At 73.3% G+C, this 24,773-nt stretch carries 26 protein-coding genes and 1 pseudogene; 15 read left to right on the top strand and 12 right to left on the bottom strand.

What is annotated here, in order from left to right; genetic code table 11:
- Positions 1-58: 58 nt before the first annotated feature.
- From ACFT4A_RS40815 to ACFT4A_RS40825, 3 genes are all read right to left on the bottom strand, one after another.
- The gene (locus ACFT4A_RS40815) at positions 59-1,495 is read right to left on the bottom strand and encodes a benzaldehyde dehydrogenase (protein ID WP_382841263.1); all 1,437 of its coding nucleotides are present in this window, start codon (positions 1,493-1,495) and stop codon (positions 59-61) included.
- Positions 1,496-1,751: 256 nt separating this feature from the next.
- On the bottom strand, positions 1,752-2,801 hold the full coding sequence (locus ACFT4A_RS40820; RefSeq protein ID WP_382841266.1) for a LacI family DNA-binding transcriptional regulator: 1,050 nt from the start codon (positions 2,799-2,801) through the stop codon (positions 1,752-1,754).
- Between the two features lie 81 nt (positions 2,802-2,882).
- Positions 2,883-3,551 carry a TetR/AcrR family transcriptional regulator gene (locus ACFT4A_RS40825; RefSeq protein WP_382841268.1) on the bottom strand — a complete coding sequence of 223 codons (669 nt, stop codon included), beginning with the start codon at positions 3,549-3,551 and terminating at the stop codon, positions 2,883-2,885.
- A 130-nt stretch (positions 3,552-3,681) separates the two neighbouring features.
- On the opposite strand from ACFT4A_RS40825, the gene ACFT4A_RS40830 reads away from it, so the two are divergent.
- Positions 3,682-4,245: an NADPH-dependent FMN reductase gene (locus ACFT4A_RS40830; RefSeq protein WP_215116992.1), complete on the top strand. Its 564-nt coding sequence runs from the start codon at positions 3,682-3,684 to the stop codon at positions 4,243-4,245.
- Positions 4,246-4,330: 85 nt separating this feature from the next.
- On the opposite strand, the gene ACFT4A_RS40835 is transcribed toward ACFT4A_RS40830, so the two are convergent.
- From ACFT4A_RS40835 to ACFT4A_RS40850, 4 genes are read right to left on the bottom strand one after another with little or no spacing between them, the layout of a single operon-like run.
- On the bottom strand, positions 4,331-5,455 hold the full coding sequence (locus tag ACFT4A_RS40835) for an XdhC family protein (RefSeq protein ID WP_382841271.1): 1,125 nt from the start codon (positions 5,453-5,455) through the stop codon (positions 4,331-4,333).
- The gene (locus ACFT4A_RS40840; protein WP_382841273.1) at positions 5,448-7,562 is read right to left on the bottom strand and encodes a xanthine dehydrogenase family protein molybdopterin-binding subunit; all 2,115 of its coding nucleotides are present in this window, start codon (positions 7,560-7,562) and stop codon (positions 5,448-5,450) included. Before ACFT4A_RS40840 ends, ACFT4A_RS40835 begins: the two co-directional genes overlap by 8 nt.
- The gene (locus tag ACFT4A_RS40845; protein WP_382841275.1) at positions 7,559-8,551 is read right to left on the bottom strand and encodes an FAD binding domain-containing protein; all 993 of its coding nucleotides are present in this window, start codon (positions 8,549-8,551) and stop codon (positions 7,559-7,561) included. The genes ACFT4A_RS40840 and ACFT4A_RS40845 overlap by 4 nt, the downstream gene beginning before the upstream one ends.
- Positions 8,548-9,090 (bottom strand): (2Fe-2S)-binding protein, encoded by a 543-nt coding sequence (locus tag ACFT4A_RS40850; protein ID WP_382841277.1) that lies wholly within the window; start codon positions 9,088-9,090, stop codon positions 8,548-8,550. Before ACFT4A_RS40850 ends, ACFT4A_RS40845 begins: the two co-directional genes overlap by 4 nt.
- 184 nt (positions 9,091-9,274) lie before the next feature.
- Between ACFT4A_RS40850 and ACFT4A_RS40855 the strand changes: the two genes are divergently transcribed.
- Positions 9,275-9,853: a TetR/AcrR family transcriptional regulator gene (locus tag ACFT4A_RS40855; protein WP_382841279.1), complete on the top strand. Its 579-nt coding sequence runs from the start codon at positions 9,275-9,277 to the stop codon at positions 9,851-9,853.
- 45 nt (positions 9,854-9,898) lie between these two features.
- Here the strand turns inward: ACFT4A_RS40855 and ACFT4A_RS40860 are convergent, their stop codons facing one another.
- Entirely contained in the window at positions 9,899-10,804 is a 906-nt protein-coding gene (locus tag ACFT4A_RS40860) for a LysR family transcriptional regulator (protein ID WP_382841323.1), read from the bottom strand.
- A gap of 115 nt (positions 10,805-10,919) precedes the next feature.
- Here ACFT4A_RS40860 and ACFT4A_RS40865 point away from each other — a divergent pair, with 115 nt between their 5' ends.
- The 5 genes and pseudogenes from ACFT4A_RS40865 (at position 10,920) to ACFT4A_RS40885 (ending at position 15,315) form a co-directional block, all read left to right on the top strand.
- A complete protein-coding gene (locus ACFT4A_RS40865) occupies positions 10,920-11,150 on the top strand; it encodes a hypothetical protein (protein WP_382841281.1) in 231 nt (76 codons plus the stop codon).
- A 42-nt stretch (positions 11,151-11,192) separates the two neighbouring features.
- Entirely contained in the window at positions 11,193-11,381 is a 189-nt protein-coding gene (locus tag ACFT4A_RS40870) for a hypothetical protein (protein WP_382841284.1), read from the top strand.
- 19 nt (positions 11,382-11,400) lie between these two features.
- A complete protein-coding gene (locus tag ACFT4A_RS40875; protein WP_382841286.1) occupies positions 11,401-12,375 on the top strand; it encodes an alpha/beta hydrolase in 975 nt (324 codons plus the stop codon).
- An 892-nt stretch (positions 12,376-13,267) separates the two neighbouring features.
- Positions 13,268-13,987, top strand: a pseudogene (locus ACFT4A_RS40880) (helix-turn-helix domain-containing protein); the annotation flags it as partial.
- A gap of 137 nt (positions 13,988-14,124) precedes the next feature.
- Positions 14,125-15,315 carry a CaiB/BaiF CoA transferase family protein gene (locus ACFT4A_RS40885; protein ID WP_382841289.1) on the top strand — a complete coding sequence of 397 codons (1,191 nt, stop codon included), beginning with the start codon at positions 14,125-14,127 and terminating at the stop codon, positions 15,313-15,315.
- Between the two features lie 19 nt (positions 15,316-15,334).
- Here ACFT4A_RS40885 and ACFT4A_RS40890 read toward each other — a convergent pair whose 3' ends face one another.
- The 3 genes from ACFT4A_RS40890 to ACFT4A_RS40900 form a co-directional block, all read right to left on the bottom strand.
- Positions 15,335-16,315: a TerC family protein gene (locus ACFT4A_RS40890; RefSeq protein ID WP_382841292.1), complete on the bottom strand. Its 981-nt coding sequence runs from the start codon at positions 16,313-16,315 to the stop codon at positions 15,335-15,337.
- A gap of 85 nt (positions 16,316-16,400) precedes the next feature.
- Entirely contained in the window at positions 16,401-17,045 is a 645-nt protein-coding gene (locus tag ACFT4A_RS40895; protein ID WP_382841295.1) for a phosphoribosyltransferase, read from the bottom strand.
- Between the two features lie 104 nt (positions 17,046-17,149).
- Positions 17,150-17,806 (bottom strand): dienelactone hydrolase family protein, encoded by a 657-nt coding sequence (locus ACFT4A_RS40900; protein ID WP_382841297.1) that lies wholly within the window; start codon positions 17,804-17,806, stop codon positions 17,150-17,152.
- Positions 17,807-17,960: 154 nt separating this feature from the next.
- Here ACFT4A_RS40900 and ACFT4A_RS40905 point away from each other — a divergent pair, with 154 nt between their 5' ends.
- The 6 genes from ACFT4A_RS40905 to ACFT4A_RS40930 all read left to right on the top strand — a co-directional run bounded on the left by ACFT4A_RS40905 (position 17,961) and on the right by ACFT4A_RS40930 (position 23,173).
- On the top strand, positions 17,961-18,956 hold the full coding sequence (locus ACFT4A_RS40905) for a GlxA family transcriptional regulator (protein WP_382841300.1): 996 nt from the start codon (positions 17,961-17,963) through the stop codon (positions 18,954-18,956).
- Positions 18,953-19,555 carry a DJ-1/PfpI family protein gene (locus ACFT4A_RS40910; protein ID WP_382841302.1) on the top strand — a complete coding sequence of 201 codons (603 nt, stop codon included), beginning with the start codon at positions 18,953-18,955 and terminating at the stop codon, positions 19,553-19,555. Before ACFT4A_RS40905 ends, ACFT4A_RS40910 begins: the two co-directional genes overlap by 4 nt.
- 54 nt (positions 19,556-19,609) lie before the next feature.
- A complete protein-coding gene (locus tag ACFT4A_RS40915) occupies positions 19,610-20,065 on the top strand; it encodes an archease (RefSeq protein ID WP_382841305.1) in 456 nt (151 codons plus the stop codon).
- A gap of 67 nt (positions 20,066-20,132) precedes the next feature.
- The gene (locus ACFT4A_RS40920; RefSeq protein WP_382841308.1) at positions 20,133-21,239 is read left to right on the top strand and encodes a CapA family protein; all 1,107 of its coding nucleotides are present in this window, start codon (positions 20,133-20,135) and stop codon (positions 21,237-21,239) included.
- A gap of 85 nt (positions 21,240-21,324) precedes the next feature.
- Positions 21,325-21,777, top strand: coding sequence for a YbhB/YbcL family Raf kinase inhibitor-like protein (locus ACFT4A_RS40925; RefSeq protein WP_382841310.1), 453 nt, complete (start codon positions 21,325-21,327; stop codon positions 21,775-21,777).
- A gap of 130 nt (positions 21,778-21,907) precedes the next feature.
- Positions 21,908-23,173: an MFS transporter gene (locus tag ACFT4A_RS40930; RefSeq protein ID WP_382841313.1), complete on the top strand. Its 1,266-nt coding sequence runs from the start codon at positions 21,908-21,910 to the stop codon at positions 23,171-23,173.
- Between the two features lie 31 nt (positions 23,174-23,204).
- On the opposite strand, the gene ACFT4A_RS40935 is transcribed toward ACFT4A_RS40930, so the two are convergent.
- Complete coding sequence (locus tag ACFT4A_RS40935; protein ID WP_382841316.1) at positions 23,205-23,633, bottom strand: VOC family protein; 429 nt, start codon at positions 23,631-23,633, stop codon at positions 23,205-23,207.
- A 288-nt stretch (positions 23,634-23,921) separates the two neighbouring features.
- Between ACFT4A_RS40935 and ACFT4A_RS40940 the strand changes: the two genes are divergently transcribed.
- Together ACFT4A_RS40940 and ACFT4A_RS40945 are read left to right on the top strand one after the other, a co-directional pair.
- Positions 23,922-24,296 carry an SH3 domain-containing protein gene (locus ACFT4A_RS40940; RefSeq protein WP_189722426.1) on the top strand — a complete coding sequence of 125 codons (375 nt, stop codon included), beginning with the start codon at positions 23,922-23,924 and terminating at the stop codon, positions 24,294-24,296.
- Between the two features lie 52 nt (positions 24,297-24,348).
- Positions 24,349-24,726 carry a peptidase M23 gene (locus tag ACFT4A_RS40945; protein ID WP_382841319.1) on the top strand — a complete coding sequence of 126 codons (378 nt, stop codon included), beginning with the start codon at positions 24,349-24,351 and terminating at the stop codon, positions 24,724-24,726.
- Positions 24,727-24,773 lie beyond the last annotated feature (47 nt).

Genomic DNA, 24,773 nt, shown 5'->3' on the forward strand with positions numbered 1-24,773 from the left:
GAGAATGCCCGGCCGGGCCAGGCCCTGCGTCGTTTCCGGCCTGGAAGTCGTGTCCGGCCTAGAAGGGGTACGGGGCCACCTCCGCGCGCACCGTCGTCCAGCGCAGCTCGGTGAAGGCCTCCAGATTGGCCTCGCCGCCGAAGCGGGCGCCGGTGCCGGAGGCGGCCACCCCGCCGAACGGCGCCACGGCCTCGTCGTTCACGGTCTGGTCGTTGATGTGGACGATGCCGGTCGGTATGCGGTCGGCGAGGTCCAGGCCGCGGGCTGTGTCCCTGGTGACGATGCCCAGGGAGAGGCCGTACGGGCTCTGCGCGGCGAGGGCCGCCGCCTCGTCGGCGGTGCTGAAGGAGCGCACGGGCGCCACCGGGCCGAAGACCTCCTCCGTGTACGCCGGGGTGCGGTCGTCGACGTGGGCGAGGACGGTGGGCCGGTAGAAGAGCCGGTCGTGCGTGCCGCCCGCGGCGATCTTGGCGCCCGCGGCCCTGCTGGAGTCGACCAGGCCGCTGATCTTGTCGAGCTGCCCGGAGTCGATGATGGGGCCCAGGTGGACCTGGTCGCGGTACGGGTCGCCGACGGCCAGGGAGTCCGCCTTGGCGGCCAGCCGCTCGACGTACTCGTCGTAGAGGGACGCGTGCACCAGGTGGCGTCCGGTCGTCATGCAGATCTGGCCCTGGTGGAAGAACGAGCCCCAGGCGGCGGTGGAGATCACCGCGTCGAGGTCGGCGTCCTCCAGCACGATCATGGCCGAGTTGCCGCCCAGTTCCAGGTGGGCCCGCTTGAGGTGACGCCCGGCGGCCTCGCCGACGGCCCGTCCGGCGGCGGTGGAGCCCGTGAAGGAGATGACCGGCACGCGGGGGTCGGAGACCAGGGCCTGTCCGGCGTCCGGGCCGCCGGGGAGCACGTGCAGCAGGTCATCGGGCAGGCCCGCGGCGGCGAAGACCGCGGCCAGGGCCAGGCCTCCGCAGACGGCCGTGCGCGGGTCCGGCTTCAGGAGGACCGCGTTGCCCAGGGCCAGGGCCGGCGCGACGGAGCGGATGGACAGGATCAGCGGGGCGTTGAACGGGGAGATCACACCCACCACACCGGCCGGGACGCGGCGCGTGTACGACAGGCGCGGCGCCTCGCTGGGCAGGACCTGGCCGGCCGGGCGGGAGGCGAGGGCGGCGGCCTCGTAGCACTCCTGGGCCGCGACGTGCAGTTCGAAGTCGGCCTTGCCGGGGACGGAACCGGACTCGCGGACGATCCATTCGCGCAGTTCGGCGGCGTGCGCGGTGAACAGGTCGCCCGCCTTGCGGAGTACGGCGGCGCGGGCGAAGTGCGGGGCGCGGGCCCACTCGCGCTGGGCGGCGGCCGCCCGCCCGGCGGCGGCGCCGACATCCCCGGGGGTGGCGAGGGCGAGGGTGCCGAGGGCCCCGCCAGTGGCGGGCTCGGTGACGGTGTACCCGGGCCCCGCCAGTGTGCGGGGCTGCCAGGTCCTGGTGTCGAGCAACGGCATGACGGCTCTCCGGATCGATCGGTCACCGGCGTACGGGTACGGGGTGGGTGGAACTCCCGTGAGAACGTGGCCGGTTCGGCGGTCACAGGGCGGGGCGCGGCGATCCGGGGCAGCCGTGTGGGCTGCGGCCGCGTTCGCACGCGCCCCCATTTTGTTGATGATGCAACATCCTAGTCATGCCTCAGGGCGATGACCGGCGCCGTTCCGTCGGCCGGGCAATTCCGGCCGTCTGCCGAGGAGTTGCCCTCCGGTCGGGTCAGCTCGAGTCGCGGTGCAGCACCGTCGCGCCCAGCACCTTGTGCGTCTCGGGCTCGGTCCCGGGTTTGCGCACGGCGCGGTCGACCAGTTCGGCGAGTTCACGGCCGGAGGGCAGTTCCAGGTGGACCGTGCTCAGCCGCGGCCGCAGCAGCCGGCCGAGCATCAGATCGTCGGCGCCGACCACGGCCGTCTCCTCCGGGATGCGGATGCCCTCGTCCTGCAGGGCCCGCATCAGCAGCATCGCGTACTCGTCGTTGTAGGTGAACACGGCGTCCAGACCGAGGGTCCGCCAGCGGGCGGCGAGGCGCACCGCGGCCTGTTCCTCGTAGGCGAGGGGCAGTTCCGTCACCGTGGCGTCGGTGCCGCGCAGGGACTGGCGCACACCGTCGAGCCGGGGCGCGGAGAACGCCTCGAGGCCGGTTTCCTGCGGGACGACGACGCCGATCCGGCGGCGGCCGCGGTCGTAGAGGTGGGCGCCCGCGCTGTAGCCGACGACATCGTGGTCCATGAGCAGGGCGTGCGCGCCCTCGATGGTCTCGGGGCCGAGGGTGACCACGGCCCGTGCCCCGGAGCGCTTGAGCACCGCCACTCCTTGCGGACCGAGTCCGGAACCGGGCACCAGCACGGCCACGGGCCGCAGTTCGGCCCAGGCACGGGCGGCGTCGTCGCCGTGCGGGCCGCCGGTGCCGTACTGCACCACCGTGTAGTCCAGGGCGCTGAGCGCGACCTGGAGGTCGGTGAGGAACCGGCTGTAGAGCGGGCCGACGGGGAAGGTCGGCGCGGGGATCAGGACCATGCGGCTGTGCCCGGCGCGCAAGGAGCGGGCCGCCGCGTGCGGCACGTACCCGAGTTCCTTCGCGGCCTCGTGGACCCGGCGGCGCGTGGGCTCGCTGATCCGTACGGCGCTGGTGTTGTTGAGGACGTAGGAGACGGTCGCGCGCGAGACGCCGGCCAGGCGGGCCACATCGGCGCTCGTGGGTACGGAGCGCATCGGTGCGGGGGACGGGGGCGCGGGCGTTTTCGGTATCTGCACCATGACGTACGGCATCTTGGCAGAAGCCTCAATGCGCGCTTCCGGCGGGGGAGTTGTGACGAAGCCGTGAGCGTTCACGAGGGGCGGCGGGCGCTTCTAGCGGGTGGATTCCGCGCCCGTCAGCCGGTCGACCAGGTCGGTCCACGCCTCCTCGAGGCGGGTCAGGGGTATCCCGCACTGCTTGGTCAGGTGGTGGATCAGGGCCGGGTCGAGCTGGCCCATCAGGGTGTGGGAGAGGAGTTCGCAGTCCGCTTCGGGGATCGCCTGCCGCAGGAGCATGGCCACGTGGTGGCGCAGCACGCTGCGCGCCGGGCTGATGAAACGGCGGTTCGCGCCCGGCTCCGCCGCCAGCTGCAGCTCCAGGTCTTCGCTGGACCGGTGCAGCATCGCGCGGCCGAACGCCCGCAGCCGCTCCACGGGCGGCGCGCCGGGTCCGAGCGGCGGCGGGCCGCTGAGGAACGCGGCCTGGAACTTCTTCTCGGAGTGGTCGAGCAGGGCCGTCAGCAGGCCGGTGCGATCGCCGAACCGGCGGAAGACCGTGCCCTTGCCGACGCAGGCCGCCGCGGCCACCGCCTCCATCGTGACGGCGTCCGCGCCGCGCTCCGCCACCAGCCGCCCGGCGGCCTCCAGCAGCCGGGCCCGGTTGCGCGCGGCGTCGGCCCGCAGGCACGGCTCGTCGGCCTCCGGGGCGGTCCCGAGCTGGAGCAGCTCGGGAAGGGCGACGGGCTCCTGAGGCGTCGGGAAAGGGGGCGGGGCGGTGGACATGAAGCCAGCGTAAAGCATCGGGAACAAAACTGGACCGCGGTCCGGTTATGATGCTAGAACAATAAACGGACCTCGGTCCGGATCGTAACGGCTGTGTTTCGCAGCAGTCTTTCTCTACGTGGGAGTCAGCATGTCTGTTCGCATCCTCGCGCTCGTCGGCAGCCTTCGCGCCGGGTCGCACAACCGCCAGCTCGCCGAGGCGGCCGTCAAGCTCGCCCCCGAGGGTGCCGAGGTGAACCTCTTCGAGGGCCTCGCCGAGATCCCCTTCTACAACGAGGACATCGACGTCGAGGGCAGCGTTCCGGCCGCCGCAGTGAAGCTGCGCGAGGCCGCCGAGGCGGCCGACGGTCTGATCCTGTTCACGCCCGAGTACAACGGCACCATCCCGGCCGTCCTGAAGAACGCCATCGACTGGCTGTCCCGCCCGTACGGCGCCGGCGCCCTCAGCGGCCTGCCGGTCGCCGTGGTCGGCACCGCCTTCGGCCAGTTCGGCGGTGTCTGGGCGCACGACGAGACCCGCAAGTCCGTGGGCATCGCCGGCGCCAAGGTGCTGGAGGACGTCAAGGTGTCCATCCCCGGCTCGCTGACCCGCTTCGCCGAGACGCACCCGGCCGACGACGCCGAGGTCGCCGCGCAGCTGACCGAGGTCATCACCCGTCTGCACGGCCAGGCCACGGAGACCGCCGCCGCCTGACCCGTCACACGACCGGTGCGAGCGGTGCCGGGGAGGGGCCGCGGCCGTTGCGGGCCGCGGCCCCTCCGGCGTGTTCTCGGCGGTGTCAGACCGCTTGGGGCAGCTGCTCGGCCCGGTGGATCGGGGTGCCCGAGCCGGTGAGCGGCAGACCCGTTCCGCCCCGCCGTGCCGCGACGATCTCCGCCGCGATGGACACGGCGGTCTCCTCGGGCGTACGGGCCCCCAGGTCGAGTCCGATCGGCGACCTCAGCCGGGCCAGCTCGCGCTCGCCGACGCCCGCTTCCCGCAGGCGCCGGTCGCGGTCCTGGTGGGTGCGGCGGGAGCCCATGGCGCCGACATAGGCGACCGGCAGGCGCAGGGCCTCCGTCAGCAGGGGCACGTCGAACTTCGCGTCGTGGGTGAGTACGCACAGCACCGTGCGTCCGTCGGTCTCCGTCGCCCGCAGATAGCGGTGGGGCCAGTCCACGACGATCTCGTCGGCGTCGGGGAAGCGGGCCCGGGTGGCGAAGACGGGGCGGGCGTCGCACACGGTGACGTGATGACCGAGCAGCTTCCCCGCCCGTACCAGGGCCGCCGCGAAGTCGATCGCGCCGAAGACGATCATGCGGGGCGGCGGCACGGCCGACTCCACGAGCAGGGTGAGACCGCCCGGGCAGTGCGAGCCGTCCTCGGAGAGCTCGACCGTGCCCGTGCGGCCGGTGTCCAGCAGGGCGCGGGCCTGGCCGATCGCCGTGCGGTCGAGGTCCGGGGTGCCGCCGAGGCCGCCCTCGTGCGAGCCGTCGGGGCGTACGAGCAACGCCCGGCCGAGGAGGTCGGCGGGCCCCTGGGCCACCCGGGCCAGGGCCACCGGCTCGCCACGGGCGGCGGCCGACAGCGCGGCCGTCTGGGGTGTCCTGGAGGCGTCGTACGGGGTGATCATGACGTCGATGGTTCCGCCGCAGGTCAGACCCACGGCGAAGGCGTCCTCGTCGCTGTAGCCGAACCGCTCGACGAGGGTCTCGCCCTCCTGGAGGGCCTGGAGGCAGAGGTCGTACACGGCTCCTTCCACACAGCCCCCGGAGACCGAGCCGATGGCGGTGCCGTCGGCGCGGACGGCCAGGGCGGCGCCGGGAGGGCGCGGGGCGCTGCCGCCGACGGCGACGACCGTGGCGACGGCGAACTCCCGGCCCTCCTCGATCCACTCGTGCAGCTGCCCGGCCAGGTCAAGCATCGCCGCCCGCCATCAAGACACGGTCGGGCCGGATCGGCAGGTTCCGGTGGCGTACACCGGTCGCGTGCCACACGGCGTTGGCGACCGCCGCGGCGGCACCCACGATGCCGATCTCACCGATGCCCTTGATGCCCACCGGGTCGTCCGGGTCGGGGTCGTCGACCCAGTCGGCCTCGATGTGGGGCACGTCGGCGTGCGCGGCGACGTGGTAGCCCGCGAGGTCGGCGCCGTAGAGGCCGCCGCTGGCCCGGTCCCGTACGGCTTCCTCGTGCAGGGCCATGGAGATGCCCCAGGTCATGCCGCCGACGAACTGGTTGCGGGCGGTGAGCGGGTTGACGATCCGGCCGGCCGCGAAGATGCCCAGCATCCGGCGGACGCGGACCTCGCCGGTGGCCGGATCGACGGCGACCTCGGCGAACTGCGCCCCGAAGGAATGCCGCTCCTTCTGGGCGAGGGCACCGATGGCCTCGGTCGTGTCGGACCGTACGGTGATGCCCTCCGGCGGGATGTCGGCGCCCGGCGCGAGGCTCTGGCGCAGTTCGTCGGCGGCGGCCGTGACGGCCCAGGCCCAGGAGCGGGTGCCCATCGAGCCGCCGGCGATCATCGCCGGGCCGAGGTCGCTGTTCCCGATGCGGACCCGGACGCGGTCCGTCGCCACTTCCAGGGCGTCGGCGGCGACCAGCGTGAGCGCGGTCCTGGCGCCGGTGCCGATGTCCGCGGCGTTGATCCGCACCGTGAAGGTGCCGTCCGCCTCCGCGGTGACGGCCGCCGTGGAGGGCATGGCTCCGGCGGGGAAGGAGGCGGCGGCGGTGCCCGTGCCGAGCAGCCAGCGGCCGTCGCGGCGCACTCCCGGCCGCGGGTCCCGGTCCGCCCAGGCGAACCGGCGGGCGCCCTCGCGGAAGCAGGCGATCAGGTTGCGGCTGCCGAACGGCAGGCCGGACACCGGGCCCACCTCGGGCTCGTTGCGGACGCGCAGCTCGATCGGGTCGAGGCCGCACCGCTCGGCGAGTTCGTCGAGCGCCGACTCCAGCGCGAACGAGCCCGGCGCCTCGCCGGGGGCGCGCATCCACGTCGGGGTCGGCACGTCGAGCCGCACGAGCCGGCTGGCCGTGTGGTGGGCGTCGGCGGCGTACATCGACCGGCCCGCCGCGGCGCTCGGCTCGACGAACTCGTGCACGGTCGAGGTGAGGTTCAGGGACCGGTGCTCCAGCGCGCGCAGCCGCCCGTCCGCGTCCGCACCGAGCCTGACCCGCTGGGCCGTGGGGCTGCGGTACCCGGCGAGCGAGAACATCTGCCGGCGGGTCATGACGACCCTGACCGGGCGTTGCAGAACGGTCGCGGCCATCACGGCGCCCACCTGGTGCGCACGGACGCCCTTGCTGCCGAAGCCGCCGCCGACGTGCTCGGACCGCACCCGCACGGAGGCCGGGTCGAGGGAGAAGAGGCTGGCGAGTTCGCCGGCGACCCAGGTGGTGCCCTGGTTGGAGTCGACGACCTCGAGCCGGCCGCCCTCCCAGCGGGCCGTCGCCGCGTGCGGCTCCATCGGGTTGTGGTGTTCCTCCGGAGTGGTGTACTCCGCGTCCAGCACGACCGCGGACGCCGCGAGTTCGGCCTCTAGGTCGCCCTTCTCGACCACGCCCGGCATATGGCCGTCGAGCGCGTACGCCTCGGTCTCCCGCTCGGCGGAGAACGCGACGTCGTGCGGCTCCTGCTCGTAGTCGATCTGGAGGGACTCGGCGGCCTCCCGGGCCTGCTCGGACGTCTCGGCGACGACCAGCGCCACCGGCCAGCCCAGATGGGCCACCCGGTCGTGCTGGAAGAGGGCGATGCTCGGGTCCGGGGACATGCCCATCAGCCCGGAGTAGTCGGTGTCGACGCGCGGGGCGTTCTCGTGGTGGAGCACGGTGAGGACGCCGGGCATGCCGAGCACGGCGTCGGTGTCCAGGGCACGGACGCGGCCGCGGGCGACGGTGGACAGCACCAGCCAGCCGTGGGCGAGGTCGGCGAAGGGGATCTCACCGGCGTAGCGAGCCGTTCCGGTGACCTTGTCGCGGCCTTCCACGCGGGTGTGCGCGGAGCCGACGGAGCCCCTGGTGGCGGTGGTCATCGGGTGGCCTCCTCGGCGAGTTCGCTCAGCACGGCGACGACGAGGTTGCGCATCAGGGTCACCTTGTATCCGTTGTGAGGCAGGGGCCTGGCGGCGGCCAGTTCGAGTTCCGCGGCGGCCGCGAAGGTCTCGGCGTCGGCGGGTGCGCCGAGCAGGACGCCTTCGGCCGCGCGGGCCCGCCAGGGGCGGGAGGCGACGGCCCCGAAGGCCAGGCGCACGTCGTGCACGACGCCGTCGCGGACGTCGAGCGCGGCGGCGATCGAGCCGATGGCGAAGGCGTAGGAGGCGCGCTCGCGGACCTTGCGGTAGCGGGAGTGGGCCGCGACCGGGGCGGGCGGCAGGGTGACGCCGGTGATCAGCGCGCCCGGCGGCAGGGCGGTCTCCAGGTGCGGAGTCTCCCCCACCGGCAGGTAGAAGTCGGCGAGTGGCATCTCCCCCGGCCCGTCCGCCGTCTCGTAGGACACGGTCGCGTCGAAGGCGGCCAGTGCCACGCCCATGTCGGAGGGATGGGTGGCCACGCAGTGGTCGGAGGCGCCGAGGACGGCGTGGTTGTGGTGCTCGCCCTCGATCGCAGGGCAGCCGCTGCCCGGGCTGCGCTTGTTGCAGGGGGCGCTGACGTCGGCGAAGTAGCCGCAGCGGGTGCGCTGGAGCAGGTTGCCGCCGACGGTGGCCATGTTGCGCAGCTGCCCGGAGGCACCGGCCAGCACGGCCTGCGCCAACGCCGGGTAGCGGCGCCGGACTTCGGGATGGGCCGCGAGGTCGCTGTTGGTGACGGTGGCCCCGATGCGCAGCCCGCCGTCCTCGGTGGGCTCGACGCGGTTCAGGGGCAGTTCGCGTACGTCGACGAGGAGGGCGGGCCGCTCGACGCCGGTCTTCATCAGGTCGACCAGGTTGGTGCCGCCGCCCAGGAAGCGGGCTTCCCGGTCGCCTTCGAGCAGCGCCACGGCGCCGGAGACGTCGTACGCCCGCTGGTAGCCGAACTCCCTCATACCGCCGCTCCCTTGGACTCCGCGGCGCGGGCCACGGCCTGGACGATCGACACGTACGCGCCGCAGCGGCAGAGGTTGCCGCTCATGCGCTCCCGTATTTCTTCCGGCGTCAACGTGGGTGGTCCCGCCTCGGGCCGTACGTCGTCGGTGGCTGCGCTCGGCCAGCCGGCCGCGTGCTCCTCGATCATCGCGATGGCCGAACAGATCTGTCCCGGCGTGCAGTAGCCGCACTGGTAACCGTCCAGTTCGAGGAACGCCTGCTGCACCGGGTGCAGCCGGTCGCCCTCGGCCACGCCTTCGATGGTGGTGATCTCGCGCCCTTCGGCCGCCACGGCCAGCTGCAGACAGGCGACGCTCCGGCGGCCGTCGACCAGGACGGTGCAGGCGCCGCACTGCCCCTGATCACAGCCTTTTTTCGTGCCGGTCATATCGAGTCGTTCGCGCAGGGCGTCGAGCAGCGTGGTGCGATGGTCGACGGTCAGCGTGTACTTCTCGCCGTTGACGGACAGGGTGAGGTCGCTGGACGTCGATGGGGGCATGGAAGCCTTCTCTCTCAGTGTCGCGAGGCCAGGAGGCACAGGAGGCAGGAGCGCGGGCTGTCCGCGCGGACGGCACACCGATACGATGGAGCAAGCGGACAGTTGTCCGTTACCCGAAAACGTAACGGACAACTGTCCGCTTAACAAGGGCCGAGTTTCGGCCATGGGATCGCGAGGAGGGCGAGTGCGGCAGAAGAAGGACGCTCCTCTGCGCTCGGACGCGCAGCGCAATCGCGAGCGCATCCTGGAAGTGGCACTGGCCGAACTGACGCGTTCGGCGGACGCGCCGCTGAGTTCGATCGCCAAGAAGGCATGCGTCGGGCAGGGCACCTTCTACCGCCACTTCCCCAGCCGTGAGGCACTGGTCCTGGAGATCTACCGCCACGAGATGCGGCAGGTCGCCGACAGCGCCGCACCCCTGCTGGAGAGCCGGGAACCCGACCGGGCGCTGCGCGAGTGGATGGACCGGCTCGCGCGGTTCGCCATGACCAAGGCGGGCTTGGCCGACGCCATCCGCCAGGCCACGAGCGCACCGGGGCAGCCCGCGAAGCCGGGACACACCCCGGTGACGGAGGCGGCCGAACTGCTGCTGCGTGCCGCCGAACAGGCCGGCACCATCCGCCCGGGGATCACCGCGGACGATCTCTTCCTCACGATCGGCGGCCTCTGGACGATCGACCCCCACACCGACTGGCAGCCGCGCGCCACCCGGCTGCTGGACTTCGTCATGGACGGGCTCCGGGTGGGGGCGCCGGGGCGCTGAGGGTCCGCCCCTCGGGCGATCCCCGACGCATGCGCTGGGGGCGGGTCAGGCGACCGCCGTAGGAGCCAGTTCGCGCAGTTCCCGCAGGGCCGCAGTGACCGCCGGGCGGGCGTGGCCGCCGCCGCGGGTGCAGGTCAGGAGCTTGCGGTGGGGGTTGCCCGTGCAGCGGACCCGGGTGATCGGCAGGTGCGGGGTCAGGTGGGCCAGACGCGGGACGAGGGCGACGCCGAGCCGGTGGGCGACCAGGTGTGCGGTGACGTTCCAGTCGAGGGCGTGGTGGACGACGTCGGGCGTGAACCCCGCCGCGCCGCACGCGGACAGGACGTGCGGACGGCAGGGACTGTCCTCCACCGGCGCGATCCACACCTCGCGCGCCGCCTCGGCGAGATCGACCCGGGCCCGCCCGGCGAGCCGGTGCCCTTCGGGGACGACCAGGTCGAACGGGTCGTCCAGCAGCGGCTGCTGGTCGAACCGCGCATCGCTCAGCGGCGGGTTGAGCGGGGTGGCCTCGACGATCGCGAGATCGGTCTCCCCCTCGAAGAGCAGGTCGAAGCTCTCCGGGACACCCACCTCGGCGATCCGTACGGACAGCCGCGGATGCCGCTCGCCCAGCCGGGCCGCCATCGGGGCGAGCAGCACCGAGATCGCCACGGGGAAACCGGTCACGCGCAGCACCCCGGAGGGCGCTCCATGGTCGGCCCGTAGATCGAGTTCGGCCAGGTCCCAGCGGGCCTGGATGGCGTCGGCGTGCGCCAGGAGGCTCTCGGCGGCCGGGGTGAGGCGCACCCCGCGCCCCTGGGGCTCCAGCAGTTCGACGTCCAGGTCACGGGCGAGCTGCCGGATCTGCTGGGAGGCGGCGGACGGGGTGAAGTGCAGGGCCCGGGCGGCGGCGGTGACCGTGCCGTAGTGGGAGACGGCCCTGAGGACGTGCAGCCTGCGCAGGTCAATCATGTAGGTCACGCTTCACAATGACATCCATAAAGTCAACCTGGACGTGTACGGAGATCTCGACGCACCCTGGCTGTGTCGCGACGGTCAACCAGCCACGACGTACGAGGAGTCAGTCATGACCAGCACCCACTCCCCCGCCTGCCCGCACTGCGGCCGGCCGGACGGGGGCGAGCCGTTCCAGGTGCTGTCCCGGCACACCACCGCCACGGGCCGCACGGAGTGGACACGCTGCGGGTGCGGTTCGCTGCAGGTCCGTCTCGTCGACGGTTGCGGGACGCGCGTCGTCTCCCGCAGCGGGCCCGCCTCCGGCTCCGCTCCGGCACGGTCGGACACGGCGAGCCGCTGAGCGCTCGGGCTCCGCCGGGTCCGGAGGCTCACCATCGCGTACATGACCTGCGCGTATGTTGGTGACGCCATCGGCTGGTGGTGGAAGGGGTGCGTGCCGGTCGCCGCGTCCGCAGCGGCCGCCCTGACCCGTCGTCCGGGCGCCACCCGCCGTACGGCGGGCAGGTTCCGCCGCTCGGCGGCGCCCGCGGCCGGGGCGGCGGGCCGACCATGGCAGCACGAGCCGCCGTGACCTCGCGTGAGGAGACGCCATGACGCATGTTCCGCCACCGTTCGACCCCGAACTCTCGGGTGCCCTGGAGCTGATCAAGGACATGATCAGCCCGGGTCTCACGCCGGACCAGATCGCCGAGGTGCGCCAGGGCCCGGGCATCGCGCTGCTGGCCGAGCTGGACCTGACGATGGGCGGGACGTTCGAGGTGGAGGACCGGCAGGTGCCCGGTCCGCAGGGCGAGCCCGACATATCCCTGCTGATCTGCCGGCCGACCGCTCCGGCGACCGCCGGCGCGCGGCCCGTCATCTACCACGTGCACGGCGGCGGCATGGTCATCGGGAACAACCGGGTCGGGGTCGACGTCCCGCTGGCGTGGGCGCAGGTGCTGGACGCGGTCGTGGTGTCCGTGGAGTACCGGCTGGCGCCGGAGCATCCGCATCCCGCGCCGGTCGAGGACGTGTACGCCGGGCTGCTGTGGACGGCCGACCACGCCGACGAACTCGGCGCCGACCCCGAGCGGATCGTCGTCGCGGGGGCGAGCGCGGGCGGCGGGCTGTGCGCGGCGCTGGCCCTGCTCACCCGGGACCGCAAGGGACCGCGGCCGATCGGGCAGGTCCTGATGTGCCCGATGCTCGACGACCGCAACGACTCGCCGTCGACGTACCAGATGGCTGGCCTCGGGGTGTGGGACCGGACCGCCAACGAGACCGGCTGGACCGCGCTGCTGGGCTCGCGGCGCGGCGGGCCCGACGTACCGGCGTACGCGGCGCCGGCCCGTGCCGAGGACCTGACGGGGTTGCCCCCGGCCTTCCTCGACGTCGGCTCGGCGGAGACCTTCCGCGACGAGGTCGTCGCCTACGCCTCGCGCATCTGGCAGGCCGGTGGCGTGGCCGAACTCCACGTCTGGCCGGGCGGCTTCCACGGCTTCGACGGTTTCGCGCCCCAGGCGGCGCTGTCCCAGTCGGCCCGGGCGGCGCATGTGGACTGGCTGCGGAGGCTTCTGAACGGGTGACCGCGGGCTTCTCTCCTGGCCGGGCAGCCGCATGGCGCACCATAGGCCTATGAAAGAGCTGGCCGGACGCCTGACCGCGCTCGACCCGGATGCCGGTGCGGCGGTCCGGGTCATCGCCTACTTCGACCGCCTGGCCGAGTCCAGGGCCGGTGTCGAGGCACTCGTACGCGGCGCCGCCGTCCTGTCCGGCTGCCCGGCCCGGCTGGTGGACCCCGAGCGACGCGTCCACGTCCGCGTACGGCCCGACGGCACCCGCCAGGACACCGAGACCCCACCGAACCCCACCTGGCCTTCGGCCCGACTGAGCCCGAACGGACCGGCGATCCTGTGGCTGGAACGCGGCGGGGCGGAGCGGGACGGGGGCGGCGTGGAGGGGGCCGGGGCCGGACCCGGCGGGGGCGCCGTGGAGGAGGCCGGGGCCGGACCCGGCAGGGGCGCCGTGGAGGAGGCCGGGGCCGGACCCGGCAGGGGCGCCGTGGAGGAGGCCGGGGCCGGACCCGGCAGGGGCGTCGCGGGGCAGGCGGGGGCCGCACCCGGCGTGGCCATCAGAGAGCAGGATGGGGCAACGCCAAGCCGGGTCGATGACGAGCAGGGCGGGGCAGAACCCGGCGTGGTCGTCACGGAGGACGCCGAAGCCACACCCAACCGGGTCGACGCGGAGCGGGAGGAGGCCGCACCCGGCCGGGTCATCGCGACGCCCACCGGGGCCGGACCCGGCATGGCCACCGCAGAGCATGGCGGGGCCACACCAAGCAGGGTCGTCTCCCAGCAGGCCGAGGCCGTACCTGACCGGGTCGGCACCAAACAGACCGGGACCGCACCCGGCCAGGTCGTCGCAGCGCAAGCCGGAGCCCAACCCGGCGTGGCCGACGCGGAACCCGCCGTGCCCTCCCCCAGCGTCGTCGACGCAGTGATACTCGAACGCGCCGCCGTCGCCCTGCGGCTCGTTCTCGACCGTACGCGTGGTCGGGCCCCGGCAGATGACCCGGCGTTGGTGGAGACCCTCCTGGATGCCACGGCCCCGGAGCGGGCGCGCCTGTACGCCGCTCGTCGGCTCGGACTGGACGCGGCGGCATCGGCGCGGGTTCTCGCCCCGCTGGACCACCGGCCTCGGGTCGTACCCGCCGGGACGGAAGGTGCCCGACACGGGGAGCCGGTTCCAACGGACGCCCGCTTCGCTGCCGGCCGGCTCGGCGTCGGGCCCGCCGTGCCCGTTCTCGAACTGCCCCGGTCATGGGCGGCGGCCCGTACCGCCCTGCGGTTCACCGCCGAGGGCACCCCGCAGGACCCCGGGTCACGGGTCGTGTACGCCGATGAGCTGGGCGGGATCGCCCTGCTCGCCGACCTCGTCGTACGGGGCGCGGAGCCGCCGCCCGACGTCCGTGCCCTGGAAACGGCCGCGGCGACCACGCCCTGGCTGCTGGCCACGCTGCATGCGGTCGCGTCCACGGCGAGCCTGCGGGCGGCAGCCACAGGGATCAACGTCCACCACTCCACGCTCCAGGACCGGCTGACCCACGCGGAGCACCTGCTCGGCTGGCCGGTACGCACCCCACAGGGCCGACTCCGGCTCCAACTGGCCCTGGCCATGCGGCACCTGGCCCGCCCCTAGCCCACCGGCCGCGCGGGAACCACCCTGTTGTGATACACCCCGTCGTGATCCAGATCGCGTCCCTGGCCCGTGCCACGGCCCGGTGCCCGGGGGAGACTGTCCGGGCGCCGTCCGTACGAGGTTCAGGAGCATGAGGCATGAGCGTGCAGCGCTATCCCCTGTCCGGGGTCACGGTGGTCAGTGTGGAGCAGGCCGTGGCCGCGCCGTACGCCACCCGGCAGCTCGCCGACCTCGGTGCGCGTGTGATCAAGGTGGAGCGGCCGGGCGGTGGCGATTTCGCCCGCCGTTACGACACGACCGTGCACGGCCACTCCAGCTATTTCGTGTGGCTCAACCGGTCCAAGGAGTCCCTCACGCTGGACCTCAAGGACCCTCGCGGCCGCGAGATCCTGCACGACCTCCTCGACGGCGCCGATGTGTTCGTGCAGAACCTCGCCCCGGGCGCGGCCGGCCGGCTCGGCCTGGACGCGGAGACCGTCACGAGCCACCGCCCCGGCCTGATCCCCTGCACGATCTCGGGCTACGGCACGACCGGCCCCTGGGCCGACCGCAAGGCCTACGACCTGCTCGTGCAGTGCCAGACCGGGCTGGTGTCCCTGACGGGAACCCCGGAGGGGACCGCCCGGACCGGGATCTCCGTGGCCGACATTGCCGCCGGGATGTACGCCTACAGCGGCGTCCTCACCGCCCTCTACACCCGCGCCACCACCGGCGAGGCCCACCCGGTGGAGGTGTCCCTGTTCGAGGCGCTCGCGGAGTGGATGGGCCAGCCCGCCTACTACACCCGGCACGGCGGCACCCAGCCCCCGCGCCTCGGTACGCAGCACGCCACCATCGCGCCGTACGGGACGTACCCGGCCGCCGACGGCAAGGAGGTGCTGTTCTCCATCCAGAACGAGCGGGAATGGGCGGCCCTGTGCGCGGAGTTCCTCGGCCGGCCGGAGCTGGTGGACGATCCGCGCTTCGCCACCGCCTCCGACCGCGTCGCCCACCGCGAGGAACTCGACACCGTCGTCGCCGGCCGCTTCGCCCGCTCCGGCTCCGACGAGATCCTCAAGGACCTGGAGCGCATCGGCATCGCCTGCGCCGGGGTCAACGACGTCGCCGCGTTCCTGGACCACCCGGTGCTGGCCGGCCGCGGCCGCTGGACCGAGGTCGCGGTGCCGGGCGCCACCGTCGAAGCCCTGCTCCCGCCGGCCGACCTCGCGGGCCTGCCCGCGCGCATGGATCCCGTACCGGCGGCCGGCGAGCACACCCGGGCGATCCTCACCGAACTGGGCCGCACCGACGAGGAGGTGGCGGCACTGCGCGCGGACGGCGTCGTCTGACGCACACCGCGTGCAGGGCCTATCGGGAGTCGCCCGCGCGCTCCTCCGCCTCCTCGGCCTCCTGCTTCTTCGAGGCCCGCAGGCTGGTGATCGTCGTGACCGTCAGGACCAGCAGGATGAACCCGAGCGAGAAGGGGATGCTGATCTCGGGGACGTGCACGCCCGACTCGTGCAGCGCGTGCAGCACCAGCTTCACGCCGATGAAGCCGAGGATGATCGACAGGCCGTAGGAGAGGTGGACCAGCTTCTTCAGCAGGCCGCCGATGAGGAAGTACAGCTGGCGCAGGCCCATCAGGGCGAAGGCGTTCGCGGTGAACACGATGTACGGGTCCTGGGTGAGGCCGTAGATCGCGGGGATGGAGTCGAGGGCGAACAGCACGTCGGTGGAGCCGATCGCGAGCATCACGACCAGCATCGGGGTCATGATCCGCTTGCCGTTCTCGATGATGAACAGCTTCGTGCCGTGGTAGCGGTCGGCCACCCCGAAACGCTCCTCCGCCATCTTCAGCAGCTTGTTCTCCTGGTACTCCTCCTCGTGCTGGTCCTTGCGCGCGTCCTGGACCAGCTTCCACGCGGTCCAGATCAGGAAGGCGCCGAAGATGTAGAACACCCAGGAGAAGGCGGAGATGATCGCCGCGCCGGCCGCGATGAAGATCGCTCGCAGCACCAGGGCCATCAGCACGCCGACCATCAGCACCCGTTGCTGGTACTGCGAGGGCACCGCGAACTTCCCCATGATCAGGACGAACACGAAGAGGTTGTCCACGCTCAGTGACTTCTCGGTGATGTACCCGGCGAAGAACTCACCCGTGGGCCCGCTCCCACCGAAGTACCAGAGCCCCAGCCCGAACAGCACGGCCAGGACGATCCACACCACCGTCCACGTCCCGGCTTCCTTGATGGACACGTCGTGGGGCTTGCGGCCGACGAAGAAGTCGACGGCGACGAGCACGCACAGGGCTGCCACCGTCAGCAGCCACACGGACAGCGAGACGTTCACTTGTTACTCCTGGTGCAGGTGTGGGGATGGCACATAGTCGTCTGTCTTGGCCGATTTCCGCCAGTCCTGCAAGGTGAACAAATGGTCACAGCTGCACGTGGAGCGCCTCCAGGACGTCCTGGTCCGTCAGTTGGTCGAAGTTCTCGTACCAAAGGCCCACGGCCATGAACGCGGCCGGCTGGTGCAGGCAGAGCACCTCGTCGGCCTCGGCGCGCATCAGTTCCGCCGCCTCCGGCGAGCACACCGGCGCGGCCAGCACCAGCCGTGCGGGCGCCCGACGGCGTACGGAGCGCAGCGCGGCGCGGGCCGTGGAACCGGTCGCCAGGCCGTCGTCGACGACGATCACCGTCCGTCCGCGCAGGTCGGGCGCGGGACGGCCCTGCCGGTACAGCCGCTCGCGGCGGCGCAGTTCCGCGCGCTCCCGCTCGATGACGGGGGCGAGGTCGGCCACGCCGAGGCCCAGATGACGCAGGGCGTCCTCGTCGAGGAGCGGCACCTCGTCCCCGGCCATCGCGCCGACGCCGTACTCCTCCTGGAAGGGCGCCCCGATCTTCCGTACGACGAGCACGTCGAGCGGCGCGTCCAGCGCCGTCGCGACCTCGCTCGCCACGGCGACCCCGCCGCGGGGCAGGGCGAGGACGAGCGGTCGCGGCAGGGCGCCCGCGTCCTGCCGGGTGCGCAGCTTCTCGGCCAGTTCCCGGCCTGCCTGCCGTCGATCGCGGAACCGCATGACGGTCACCTCTGCTTCCCGCACGGAGTGGGCCCTCGGCCGGCTCGGGCTCCGCGTACCCCCTGCCCGGCGGACGACGCACGGGCGGCCGGGTCCGGCCGGTGTCAGCCCGCCGTGGTGCTCAGCTGTTCGTCGCACCACTGCCGGGCCGCCTCGGTGACGCGGTCCAGCGTGCCGGGCTCCTCGAAGAGATGGGTGGCGCCGGGCACCACGTGGAGGGTGTGCGGGGCGTGCAGCCGCCGGGCCGCTTCCTCGTTGAGCCGCAGCACGTGCTGGTCCCGGCCGCCCACGATGAGCAGCACCGGGGCCCGGACGGCCGCCAGGGCGTCGCCCGCCAGGTCGGGCCGGCCGCCGCGTGAGACGACCGCCGGGACCCGGCCGGGCCGTTCGGCGGCGGCGACCAGGGCCGCGCCCGCACCGGTGCTGGCGCCGAACAGGACGACGGGCAGGCTCTGGGTGCCGTACCACTGCTCCAGCCAGTCGATGGCCGCCACCAGCCGGCGTCCCAGCAGGGGGATGTCGAAGCGGAGTTCGGCGGTGCGCAGGTCCCGCCGTTCCTCCTCCTCGGTGAGCAGGTCGATCAGCAGGGTGCCGAGTCCGGCGGTGCGCAGGCCGGCGGCGACCTCGCGGTTGCGGGGGCTGTGCCGGGAGCTGCCGCTGCCGTGCGCGAACAGCACGACCGCGCGGGCGTCCGGCGGCAGGTTCAGATCACCGGTGAGCGCGGCGCCCCCGGCGGGCACGGTGACCGTCTGGGTGATCATCGGAGGCCTCCTCTCCCCGGTCCACTGGCGGGTTCCGCCGTCCGCCTACCCACGCCGCGACGGACGTCCCGCGTGTGGCGTGGCGCGATCTGTGGGATGCGTGTCGTTGACGCCATGACCCGGGCGGACGGAGCGTGGAAGGGTGACTGCGCGAGTGACTCCACGTCGTATCGTCTTCGTCGTTTTCGACGGCTTCCAGCCGCTCGATCTCACCGGCCCGCACGAGGTGTTCCACAGTGCGGGCGACTACGTCTGCGAGATCGTGGCGTCCCGGCCGGGACCGGTCAGGTCGGCCGGCGGGCTGCTCGTGCACGCCGCGCACGGCGTGGCGGACCTGGACCCGGCCGCGACGGACACCCTGGTGGTGGTCGGCGGCGGGGGTGTGGACCGGGCCCGGGAGGACGCGGCGCTGGTCTCCTGGATCGCCGCCGCGGCGGCCGGTGCCCGGCGCGTCGCCTCGGTGTGCAGCGGGGTGTTCCTGCTGGCCGCCGCGGGGCTGCTCGACGGGCGGCGGGTCACCACGCACTGGGCCCGGGAGGAGCAGCTGGCCCGGGAGCATCCCGAGGTGCGGGTGGACTGCGACCCGATCTTCGTGCGGGACGGGCGGGTGTGGACCTCGGCCGGGGTGACCTCCGGCATGGATCTGGCGCTCGCCCTGGTGGAGGACGACCTGGGCCGGGACGTCGCGCACGCGGTGGCCCGACGGCTGGTGCTGTTCCTGCGCCGTCCGGGCGGCCAGTCGCAGTTCAGCGTGGCGCTCTGGTCGCGGCAGCCGGCGACGGACCCGGTGCGGGCCGCCGTCGGGGCGATCCACGCCGATCCGGGCGCCCGGCACGACATCGCCGCCCTCGCCGCGCACGCCGGGCTGAGCCCGCGTCACCTCCAGCGCCGCTTCACCGCCGAGCTGGGCGTGCCGCCCGCCGCGTATGTCGAGCGGGTGCGCGTCGAGGCCGCCCGGCGCGCGCTGACCGAGGGGGACGAGCCGGTCGAGGCGATCGCCCGCCGCTGCGGCTTCGCCACGGCCGAGACCCTGCGCCGCACGTTCCACCGCCGGCTCGGCGTCGCGCCGTCGGACTACCGCGCCCGGTTCCGCTCCACCACGGGACCCGCAGGCGCCCACCACGTCCCGGAGGAAGGGGAAACCGTATGACGACGTACGGACTGCTGGTCTTCGAGGAAGCCGAGGAGCTCGACTTCGTGGGGCCCTGGGAGGTCTTCACCGTCTCGGCCCGGCTGCGCGACGGCGCCGACACGGCGGTGCTCGTCGCCGAGCATCCCGGTCCGGTGCGCTGCAACAAGGGCCTGCGCGTGCTGCCCGACCACACCCTGGACGACCATCCGCCGCTGGACGTGCTGCATGTGCCGGGCGGGCGGGGCGCGCGTGACGTCCAGCTGCACAACCCGGTGGTCACCGACTGGATCGGGAGGACGGCGGAGCGGGCCGCCTGGGTGCACGGCGTGTGCACCGGCACCTTCCTGCTGCACGCGGCGGGTCTCGCCCGCGGGCGCCGGGTGGCCACCCACTGGAGCCAGGAGGACGCCCTGGAGGCGCGGGGCGATGTGACGGTCGTCCGGGACGTCCGCTACGTCGTGGACGGCAACCTGGTCACCAGCCAGGGCGTCTCGGCGGGCATCGACAGCGCGCTGTGGCTCGTCGGCCGGCTGCACGGCCGGGATCACGCGCGGGCCGTGCGGCGCTACATCCAGTACGACCCGGCTCCGCCGTACCTGGCGGACGAGCCTCTCTGACCGCTGCGGCCGCCGTCGCTGCATGGGTGGGCCGGTGTCGGGCAAGCGCAGTCCATGGGCGGCGACACGGGCGACGGCGGGCAGGGACGGCAGCCGGGCGAGTGCGGGCACCGGACGGTGCCGCATCCGGGTGACATCCGGATCGAGGCATGGGCGGCGTGCCGGGAGCACTGTCTGGCGGAAGCGGTACTGGCGTTGGTGGAGTGTTTCGCGGACGTCTCCGGGGTGCGGGCCACCGCCGTGGACCGGGTGCGCCTGGCCGAGGCCAGCGACGACGATCTGCTGGCCACGCTGCTGGACGAGGTCATCTTCCGGTGGGAGGAGTACGGCCAGGTGCCCGTGGACGTGGAGGCGGACGAGGCCGACGGCGGCCTGGACGTGCGGCTGGCGGTCATCGGGCTCGCGGACGTGGCGATCACCGGGTCGGTCCCGACGGCCGTGGCGTGGGAGGAGCTGCGGATCGGGCCGGATCCGTACGGGTGGTCGTGTGCGGTGAGGGTCGACGCCTGAGAGGGCTGAGAGGCCTGGGCGACCTGGGCGGCCTGAGCGGCCTGAGCGGTCGTCCTACCGTGGAGGTGTGGGCGGCGGCATCGTGACGCTGTTCCTGTGCGGTGATGTGATGCTCGGGCGCGGCGTGGACCAGATCCTGGCGCGTCCCTGCGATCCGGCACTGCGGGAGGCGTACGTCGAGGACGCGCGGTCCTATGTCCGGCTGACGGAGTCGGCGCACGGTCCGCTGCCCGCGCCCGTACCGCCCTCCTGGCCGTGGGGCGAGGCGCTGCGCGTGCTGGACGAGTCCGCCCCGGACGCCCGGATCGTGAACCTGGAGACGTCGGTGACGAGCGGCGGTACGTTCGCGCCGGACAAGGAGATCCACTACCGGATGCACCCGGCCAACCTGCCGGCCCTGGCCGTGGCCCGGCCCGATGTGACCGTCCTCGCCAACAACCACGTCCTGGACTTCGGCCGCCCGGGCCTGCTGGAGACCCTGGACGCGCTGGCCGGGGCGGGCCTGCGGACGGCGGGCGCGGGGCGGGCCGCCGGCGAGGCGTACGCACCCGCCGCGGTCCCCCTCCCGGGTGGCGGCCGGCTGCTGGTGTTCGCCCTCGGGGCACGCTCCAGCGGGATCCCGTCCGGCTGGGCGGCGACGGCGGAGCTGCCGGGGGTCGCGTACGTGCCCGCGCTCTCGCCCACCGTGGCCGACGCCGTGGTGCGGCACATCCGGCGGGCCGGACGGACCGGTGATCTCACCGTGGTGTCCGTGCACTGGGGCTCGAACTGGGGTTTCCGCGTGCCCCGGGAGCAGGTCCGCTTCGCGCACGCCCTGGTGGACGGCGGTGTCGACGTCGTCCACGGGCACTCCTCGCACCACCCCCGCCCGCTGGAGGTGTACCGGGACCGGCTGATCCTCTACGGCTGCGGCGACTTCGTCGACGACTACGAGGGCATCTCCGGCTACGAGGAGTACCGCGACGATCTGCGGCTCGCGTTCCTCGTCTCGGTCGAGGCGGACGGCGGACGGCTGGCCGGGCTGCGCATGGTGCCGCTGCGGGCACGGCGGATGCGGCTGGAGCCCGCCTCCGGGGCGGACCGTGCCTGGCTGCGGACGACGCTCGACCGGATCAGCGGCGGCGTGGGCGTGAGGCTGGAACCCGACGGATCGCTGGCGCTGGCGGGCGGATGATCCGGTGACCGCTCATCGGGCCCGGGCGGCCGGGCGATCGGCCCCGCACCGCATGTCCGGGTCCCACAGGGGTACCCCGGGCCACATGACCGGCATCGAACTCAGCAGTAACGCGTTCAACGACCACTCCTTCATCGCGCGCCGGTACTCGTACGAGGGACCGAACGTCTCCCCGCCGTTGGCCTGGAGCGGCGTACCGGACGACGCGGCCGAGCTGCTCCTGCTCTGCGAGGACCCCGACGCCCCGTCGGGCACCTTCGCGCACTGGGTCGTGGTCGGCATCGACCCGCACAGCGACGGCGTCGAGGCCGGGCACTGTCCGCCGGGCGGCACGGAACTCGTCAACAGCTACGGGCAGGAGGGCTGGGGCGGGCCGCATCCCCCGCCGGGTGACGACGCCCATCACTATTTCTTCCGGCTGTACGCCCTGTCCGAACCGTGCGTCCTGCCCGACGCGCCCGGCGCGGACCAGGTGCACCAGGAGGTCGAGCGGCGCCGGCTCGCGGACGGGACGCTGGTGGGGCTGTACCAGCGCTGACCCGCCGAGGCACAACGGTTGGTTGTGGCTCGGGTGACGGACGGTTGTTTGCTTGCCCGGCCCGGTCCTGGCTTGGATGGCTCCCGGTCAACACGGGGTTGTCCGCAGGAGCTGGGAGTGTGCGCCGGGTATGGCGGGCAGACGGTCGCTGGGGCGGCGGTTCGGGTGGTTGTGGGGTGCGTACGCGGTCAGCGCGGCCGGTACCTGGCTCGCGTTCGACGCGTTCGCCCTGATCGCGGTGCTCGCGCTGCACGCCGGTCCGGCGCAGGTGGCGCTGCTGGCCGCGGTGGGACCGGCGGTCGGCGCGGTGGTGTCGGTGCCGCTCGGGCCGTGGGTGGAGGTCCGCCGCAAACGGCCGGTGATGATCACGACGGACCTGGTCCGGTGCGTGGTGCTGCTGAGCATCCCCGTGGCGTTCGCGCTGGACCGGCTGAGCTTCGGTCAGTTGCTGCTGGTGTCGGTGGCCGTCGCGGCGGCCGACATCACCTTCAACGCGGCGGCCGGGGCGTTTCTGAAGGACTTGGTGCCCCGGCGGGACCTGCTCGTCGCGAACGGGCGGTTCGAGGCGACGAACTGGACCGCGAGCATGGTGGGGCCGCCGCTGGGCGGGGCCGCGATCGGGCTGTTCGGCCCGGTGACGAGCGTGGTGGCGAACGCGGTGAGCTATCTGCTCTCGGCGCTCGGGATCGGGGCGATCGGCGGCGGCGAGAAACCCCCTGCCCCGCCCCCGTCCGCCGAGACCCGGCCCCGGGCGGGCGACCTGCTCGACGGCTGGCGGTACATCCTGGCCGATCCGGGCCTGCGCCCGCTGTTCTTCCACACGGTCCTGTTCAACGCCCTGGTCCTGGCGGCCTCGCCACCGCTGCTGGTCCTGATGGTCGACCACCTGGACTTCGCCCCCTGGCAGTACGCCCTCGCCTTCGCGGTGCCCTGCACCGGCGGGCTGCTCGGCTCCCGGCTGGCGCCACGGCTCGTCGCGCGGTTCGGCCGGCACCGGGTGCTGCTCACGGCCGGGATGCTGCGGGCGGGCTGGCCGCTCGGACTGGCCTTCGTCGGCCCCGGCGCGGCCGGGCTGGCGCTGGTCATGGTGGTCGAGTTCGGGCTGATCACCTGCTGCGCCGTGTTCAACCCGGTGTTCGCCACGTACCGCCTCGACCGGACCCCGGCGGGCCGGGTCACCCGCACCCTTGCCGCCTGGTCGGCCACCGGCAAGGCCACCCTCGCGGCCGTGACCGCGCTGTGGGGTCTGCTGGCGGGCCTGACCGGACCCCGCACGGCCATCGCGCTCGCCGGTGTCCTGCTGCTCGCCACCCCGTTCCTGCTCCCCCTCCGGGACCGGACACCGGACATCGGCCCCGGGCCGACTCGCCAGCCGCTCGAGGCGGACGGCGGCTGACCGGGGCCGACAGGGTGGTTTCCGGGCCGGCTCAGACCGCCCCTGGCACGTCCTCCGTGACGCCGTTCAGCGGGGAGGACGGGTCGGCGCCGTACCGGCGGGTGATGATCTCCAGGCCGTGGCCCGCCGGGTCGAGGAAGTACACGCCCCGGCCGCCGTCGTGGCGGTTGATCCGGCGCGGCTGGTTGCCGTGCGGATCGGCCTGGATGGGGATCCGGGCCGCGACGAGACGGTCGAGGGCCTCGTCGAACTCTTCCTCGGAGACGAGGAACGCGTAGTGCTGCATGGGAATGTCGGCGTCGATGGTGAGAAAGTCCAGCGTGACGCCGTTGGCGGTCGTCACCGGCAGGAACACTCCGGCCGGTGCCCCGACCTCGAGTCCCAGGATCTCCGCGAGAAAACGAGCGGACTTCTCCCGGTCCCGGGACAGGACGATGGTGTGATTGAACTCGACTGACACTGGTCAATGCCTCCACGGGCATCTCCGCGGCGCCTCCATGCCTCACCCGGCCGGTGACCGGCACGCGAAGCCGCGCCGTGGATCGTAGACAGTGGCGGCCAGGGGCGTCGAGCGGTTTTCGGCCGCATCCGGCGGGGTGGCCGAACGCCCTCGGCCGATTCCGCGAAGTCCCCGCCGTCCCGGACGACCCTGACAATTGTCAGGGACCGCGTCGCCCCAGGGCTCCCTACATTACTGAGCGTCGGCCACGAGCCGCACCGCCGCACATCAGTTCAGGGGGAACTCGACATGTCCACTCGCATCTTCGCCAGGGCCGCGCTCGTCGGCGCCGGGGCGCTCGCGCTGCTCGGCCCGCTCACCGCGGGAACCGCCGCCGCGTCGGCCGCCGGCCAGGAGGGTGTTGCCCGCGTCAAGGCGGCGCCCTACGCGGTCGTGCCCTACGAGAATGTCAACGTCCGCTACGGGCCGGGCACTTCCTACGGCAAGATCACCACGAGTCCGGCGGGTCAGCCGCTCGGCGCCTACTGCTGGACCCGTGGCGAGCGCATCACCGACAACGGCTACAGCAACGACGTCTGGGTGAAGCTCCTCGAGGGCTACGTCAGCGCCGTGTACCTCAAGGGCAACGAGTACGGCGACCTGCCGTCCTCGGCGCGCTGCTGACCCGGACCATGACCACTCCCGACCACATCAACGTCTCACGGGGGACAGACACATGAAGCGACTGATCAGCCGTACCACCATGGGCCTCGCCGCCGTCGCGCTCACCGTCGGCGCGCTCGCCGGCACCGCCCACGCGGCGCCTGCCGCCGTGGCGAACAGCGGCGACCCGACCCTCACCGACGTCTACATCTGGGCCACGGACGTCAACCTGCGCCAGCAGCCGACCACCGACTCCCCGCGTCTCGCGGTCCGTTCGAAGTGGTGGGCGGACGCCGTGTGCCAGACGCAGGGCCAGCGGGTGCACGACCCGGCCGTGGGCACCAACAACTGGTGGACCGCGGTCATGGAGTTCTCGGGCAGCGACATCGCCTGGGTGAACAACCTGTACATCCGGGGCGGCGAGAAGATCGCCGGCGTCCCGGACTGCTGACGCACCGTCCGCTCCACACGCCTGCGGCGGGTCACCGGGTGATCGGT

Source organism: Streptomyces sp. NPDC057099 (genome assembly GCF_042671245.1).
In the GTDB taxonomy this organism is placed as follows: Bacteria; Actinomycetota; Actinomycetes; order Streptomycetales; family Streptomycetaceae; genus Streptomyces; species Streptomyces purpurascens.

What these genes read in the sequence shown, in the direction of transcription:
- ACFT4A_RS40845 (WP_382841275.1), bottom strand. Translation starts at nt 8,551, where the DNA reads ATGAGGGAGTTCGGCTACCAGCGGGCGTACGACGTCTCCGGCGCCGTG.
- ACFT4A_RS40940 (WP_189722426.1), top strand. Translation starts at nt 23,922, where the DNA reads ATGTCCACTCGCATCTTCGCCAGGGCCGCGCTCGTCGGCGCCGGGGCG.
- ACFT4A_RS40830 (WP_215116992.1), top strand. Translation starts at nt 3,682, where the DNA reads ATGTCTGTTCGCATCCTCGCGCTCGTCGGCAGCCTTCGCGCCGGGTCG.
- ACFT4A_RS40910 (WP_382841302.1), top strand. Translation starts at nt 18,953, where the DNA reads ATGACGACGTACGGACTGCTGGTCTTCGAGGAAGCCGAGGAGCTCGAC.
- ACFT4A_RS40875 (WP_382841286.1), top strand. Translation starts at nt 11,401, where the DNA reads ATGACGCATGTTCCGCCACCGTTCGACCCCGAACTCTCGGGTGCCCTG.
- ACFT4A_RS40900 (WP_382841297.1), bottom strand. Translation starts at nt 17,806, where the DNA reads ATGATCACCCAGACGGTCACCGTGCCCGCCGGGGGCGCCGCGCTCACC.
- ACFT4A_RS40945 (WP_382841319.1), top strand. Translation starts at nt 24,349, where the DNA reads ATGAAGCGACTGATCAGCCGTACCACCATGGGCCTCGCCGCCGTCGCG.
- ACFT4A_RS40825 (WP_382841268.1), bottom strand. Translation starts at nt 3,551, where the DNA reads ATGTCCACCGCCCCGCCCCCTTTCCCGACGCCTCAGGAGCCCGTCGCC.
- ACFT4A_RS40820 (WP_382841266.1), bottom strand. Translation starts at nt 2,801, where the DNA reads ATGCCGTACGTCATGGTGCAGATACCGAAAACGCCCGCGCCCCCGTCC.
- ACFT4A_RS40860 (WP_382841323.1), bottom strand. Translation starts at nt 10,804, where the DNA reads ATGATTGACCTGCGCAGGCTGCACGTCCTCAGGGCCGTCTCCCACTAC.
- ACFT4A_RS40835 (WP_382841271.1), bottom strand. Translation starts at nt 5,455, where the DNA reads ATGCTTGACCTGGCCGGGCAGCTGCACGAGTGGATCGAGGAGGGCCGG.
- ACFT4A_RS40885 (WP_382841289.1), top strand. Translation starts at nt 14,125, where the DNA reads ATGAGCGTGCAGCGCTATCCCCTGTCCGGGGTCACGGTGGTCAGTGTG.
- ACFT4A_RS40895 (WP_382841295.1), bottom strand. Translation starts at nt 17,045, where the DNA reads ATGCGGTTCCGCGATCGACGGCAGGCAGGCCGGGAACTGGCCGAGAAG.
- ACFT4A_RS40840 (WP_382841273.1), bottom strand. Translation starts at nt 7,562, where the DNA reads ATGACCACCGCCACCAGGGGCTCCGTCGGCTCCGCGCACACCCGCGTG.
- ACFT4A_RS40865 (WP_382841281.1), top strand. Translation starts at nt 10,920, where the DNA reads ATGACCAGCACCCACTCCCCCGCCTGCCCGCACTGCGGCCGGCCGGAC.
- ACFT4A_RS40850 (WP_382841277.1), bottom strand. Translation starts at nt 9,090, where the DNA reads ATGCCCCCATCGACGTCCAGCGACCTCACCCTGTCCGTCAACGGCGAG.
- ACFT4A_RS40930 (WP_382841313.1), top strand. Translation starts at nt 21,908, where the DNA reads ATGGCGGGCAGACGGTCGCTGGGGCGGCGGTTCGGGTGGTTGTGGGGT.
- ACFT4A_RS40815 (WP_382841263.1), bottom strand. Translation starts at nt 1,495, where the DNA reads ATGCCGTTGCTCGACACCAGGACCTGGCAGCCCCGCACACTGGCGGGG.
- ACFT4A_RS40870 (WP_382841284.1), top strand. Translation starts at nt 11,193, where the DNA reads ATGACCTGCGCGTATGTTGGTGACGCCATCGGCTGGTGGTGGAAGGGG.
- ACFT4A_RS40925 (WP_382841310.1), top strand. Translation starts at nt 21,325, where the DNA reads ATGACCGGCATCGAACTCAGCAGTAACGCGTTCAACGACCACTCCTTC.
- ACFT4A_RS40915 (WP_382841305.1), top strand. Translation starts at nt 19,610, where the DNA reads ATGGGCGGCGACACGGGCGACGGCGGGCAGGGACGGCAGCCGGGCGAG.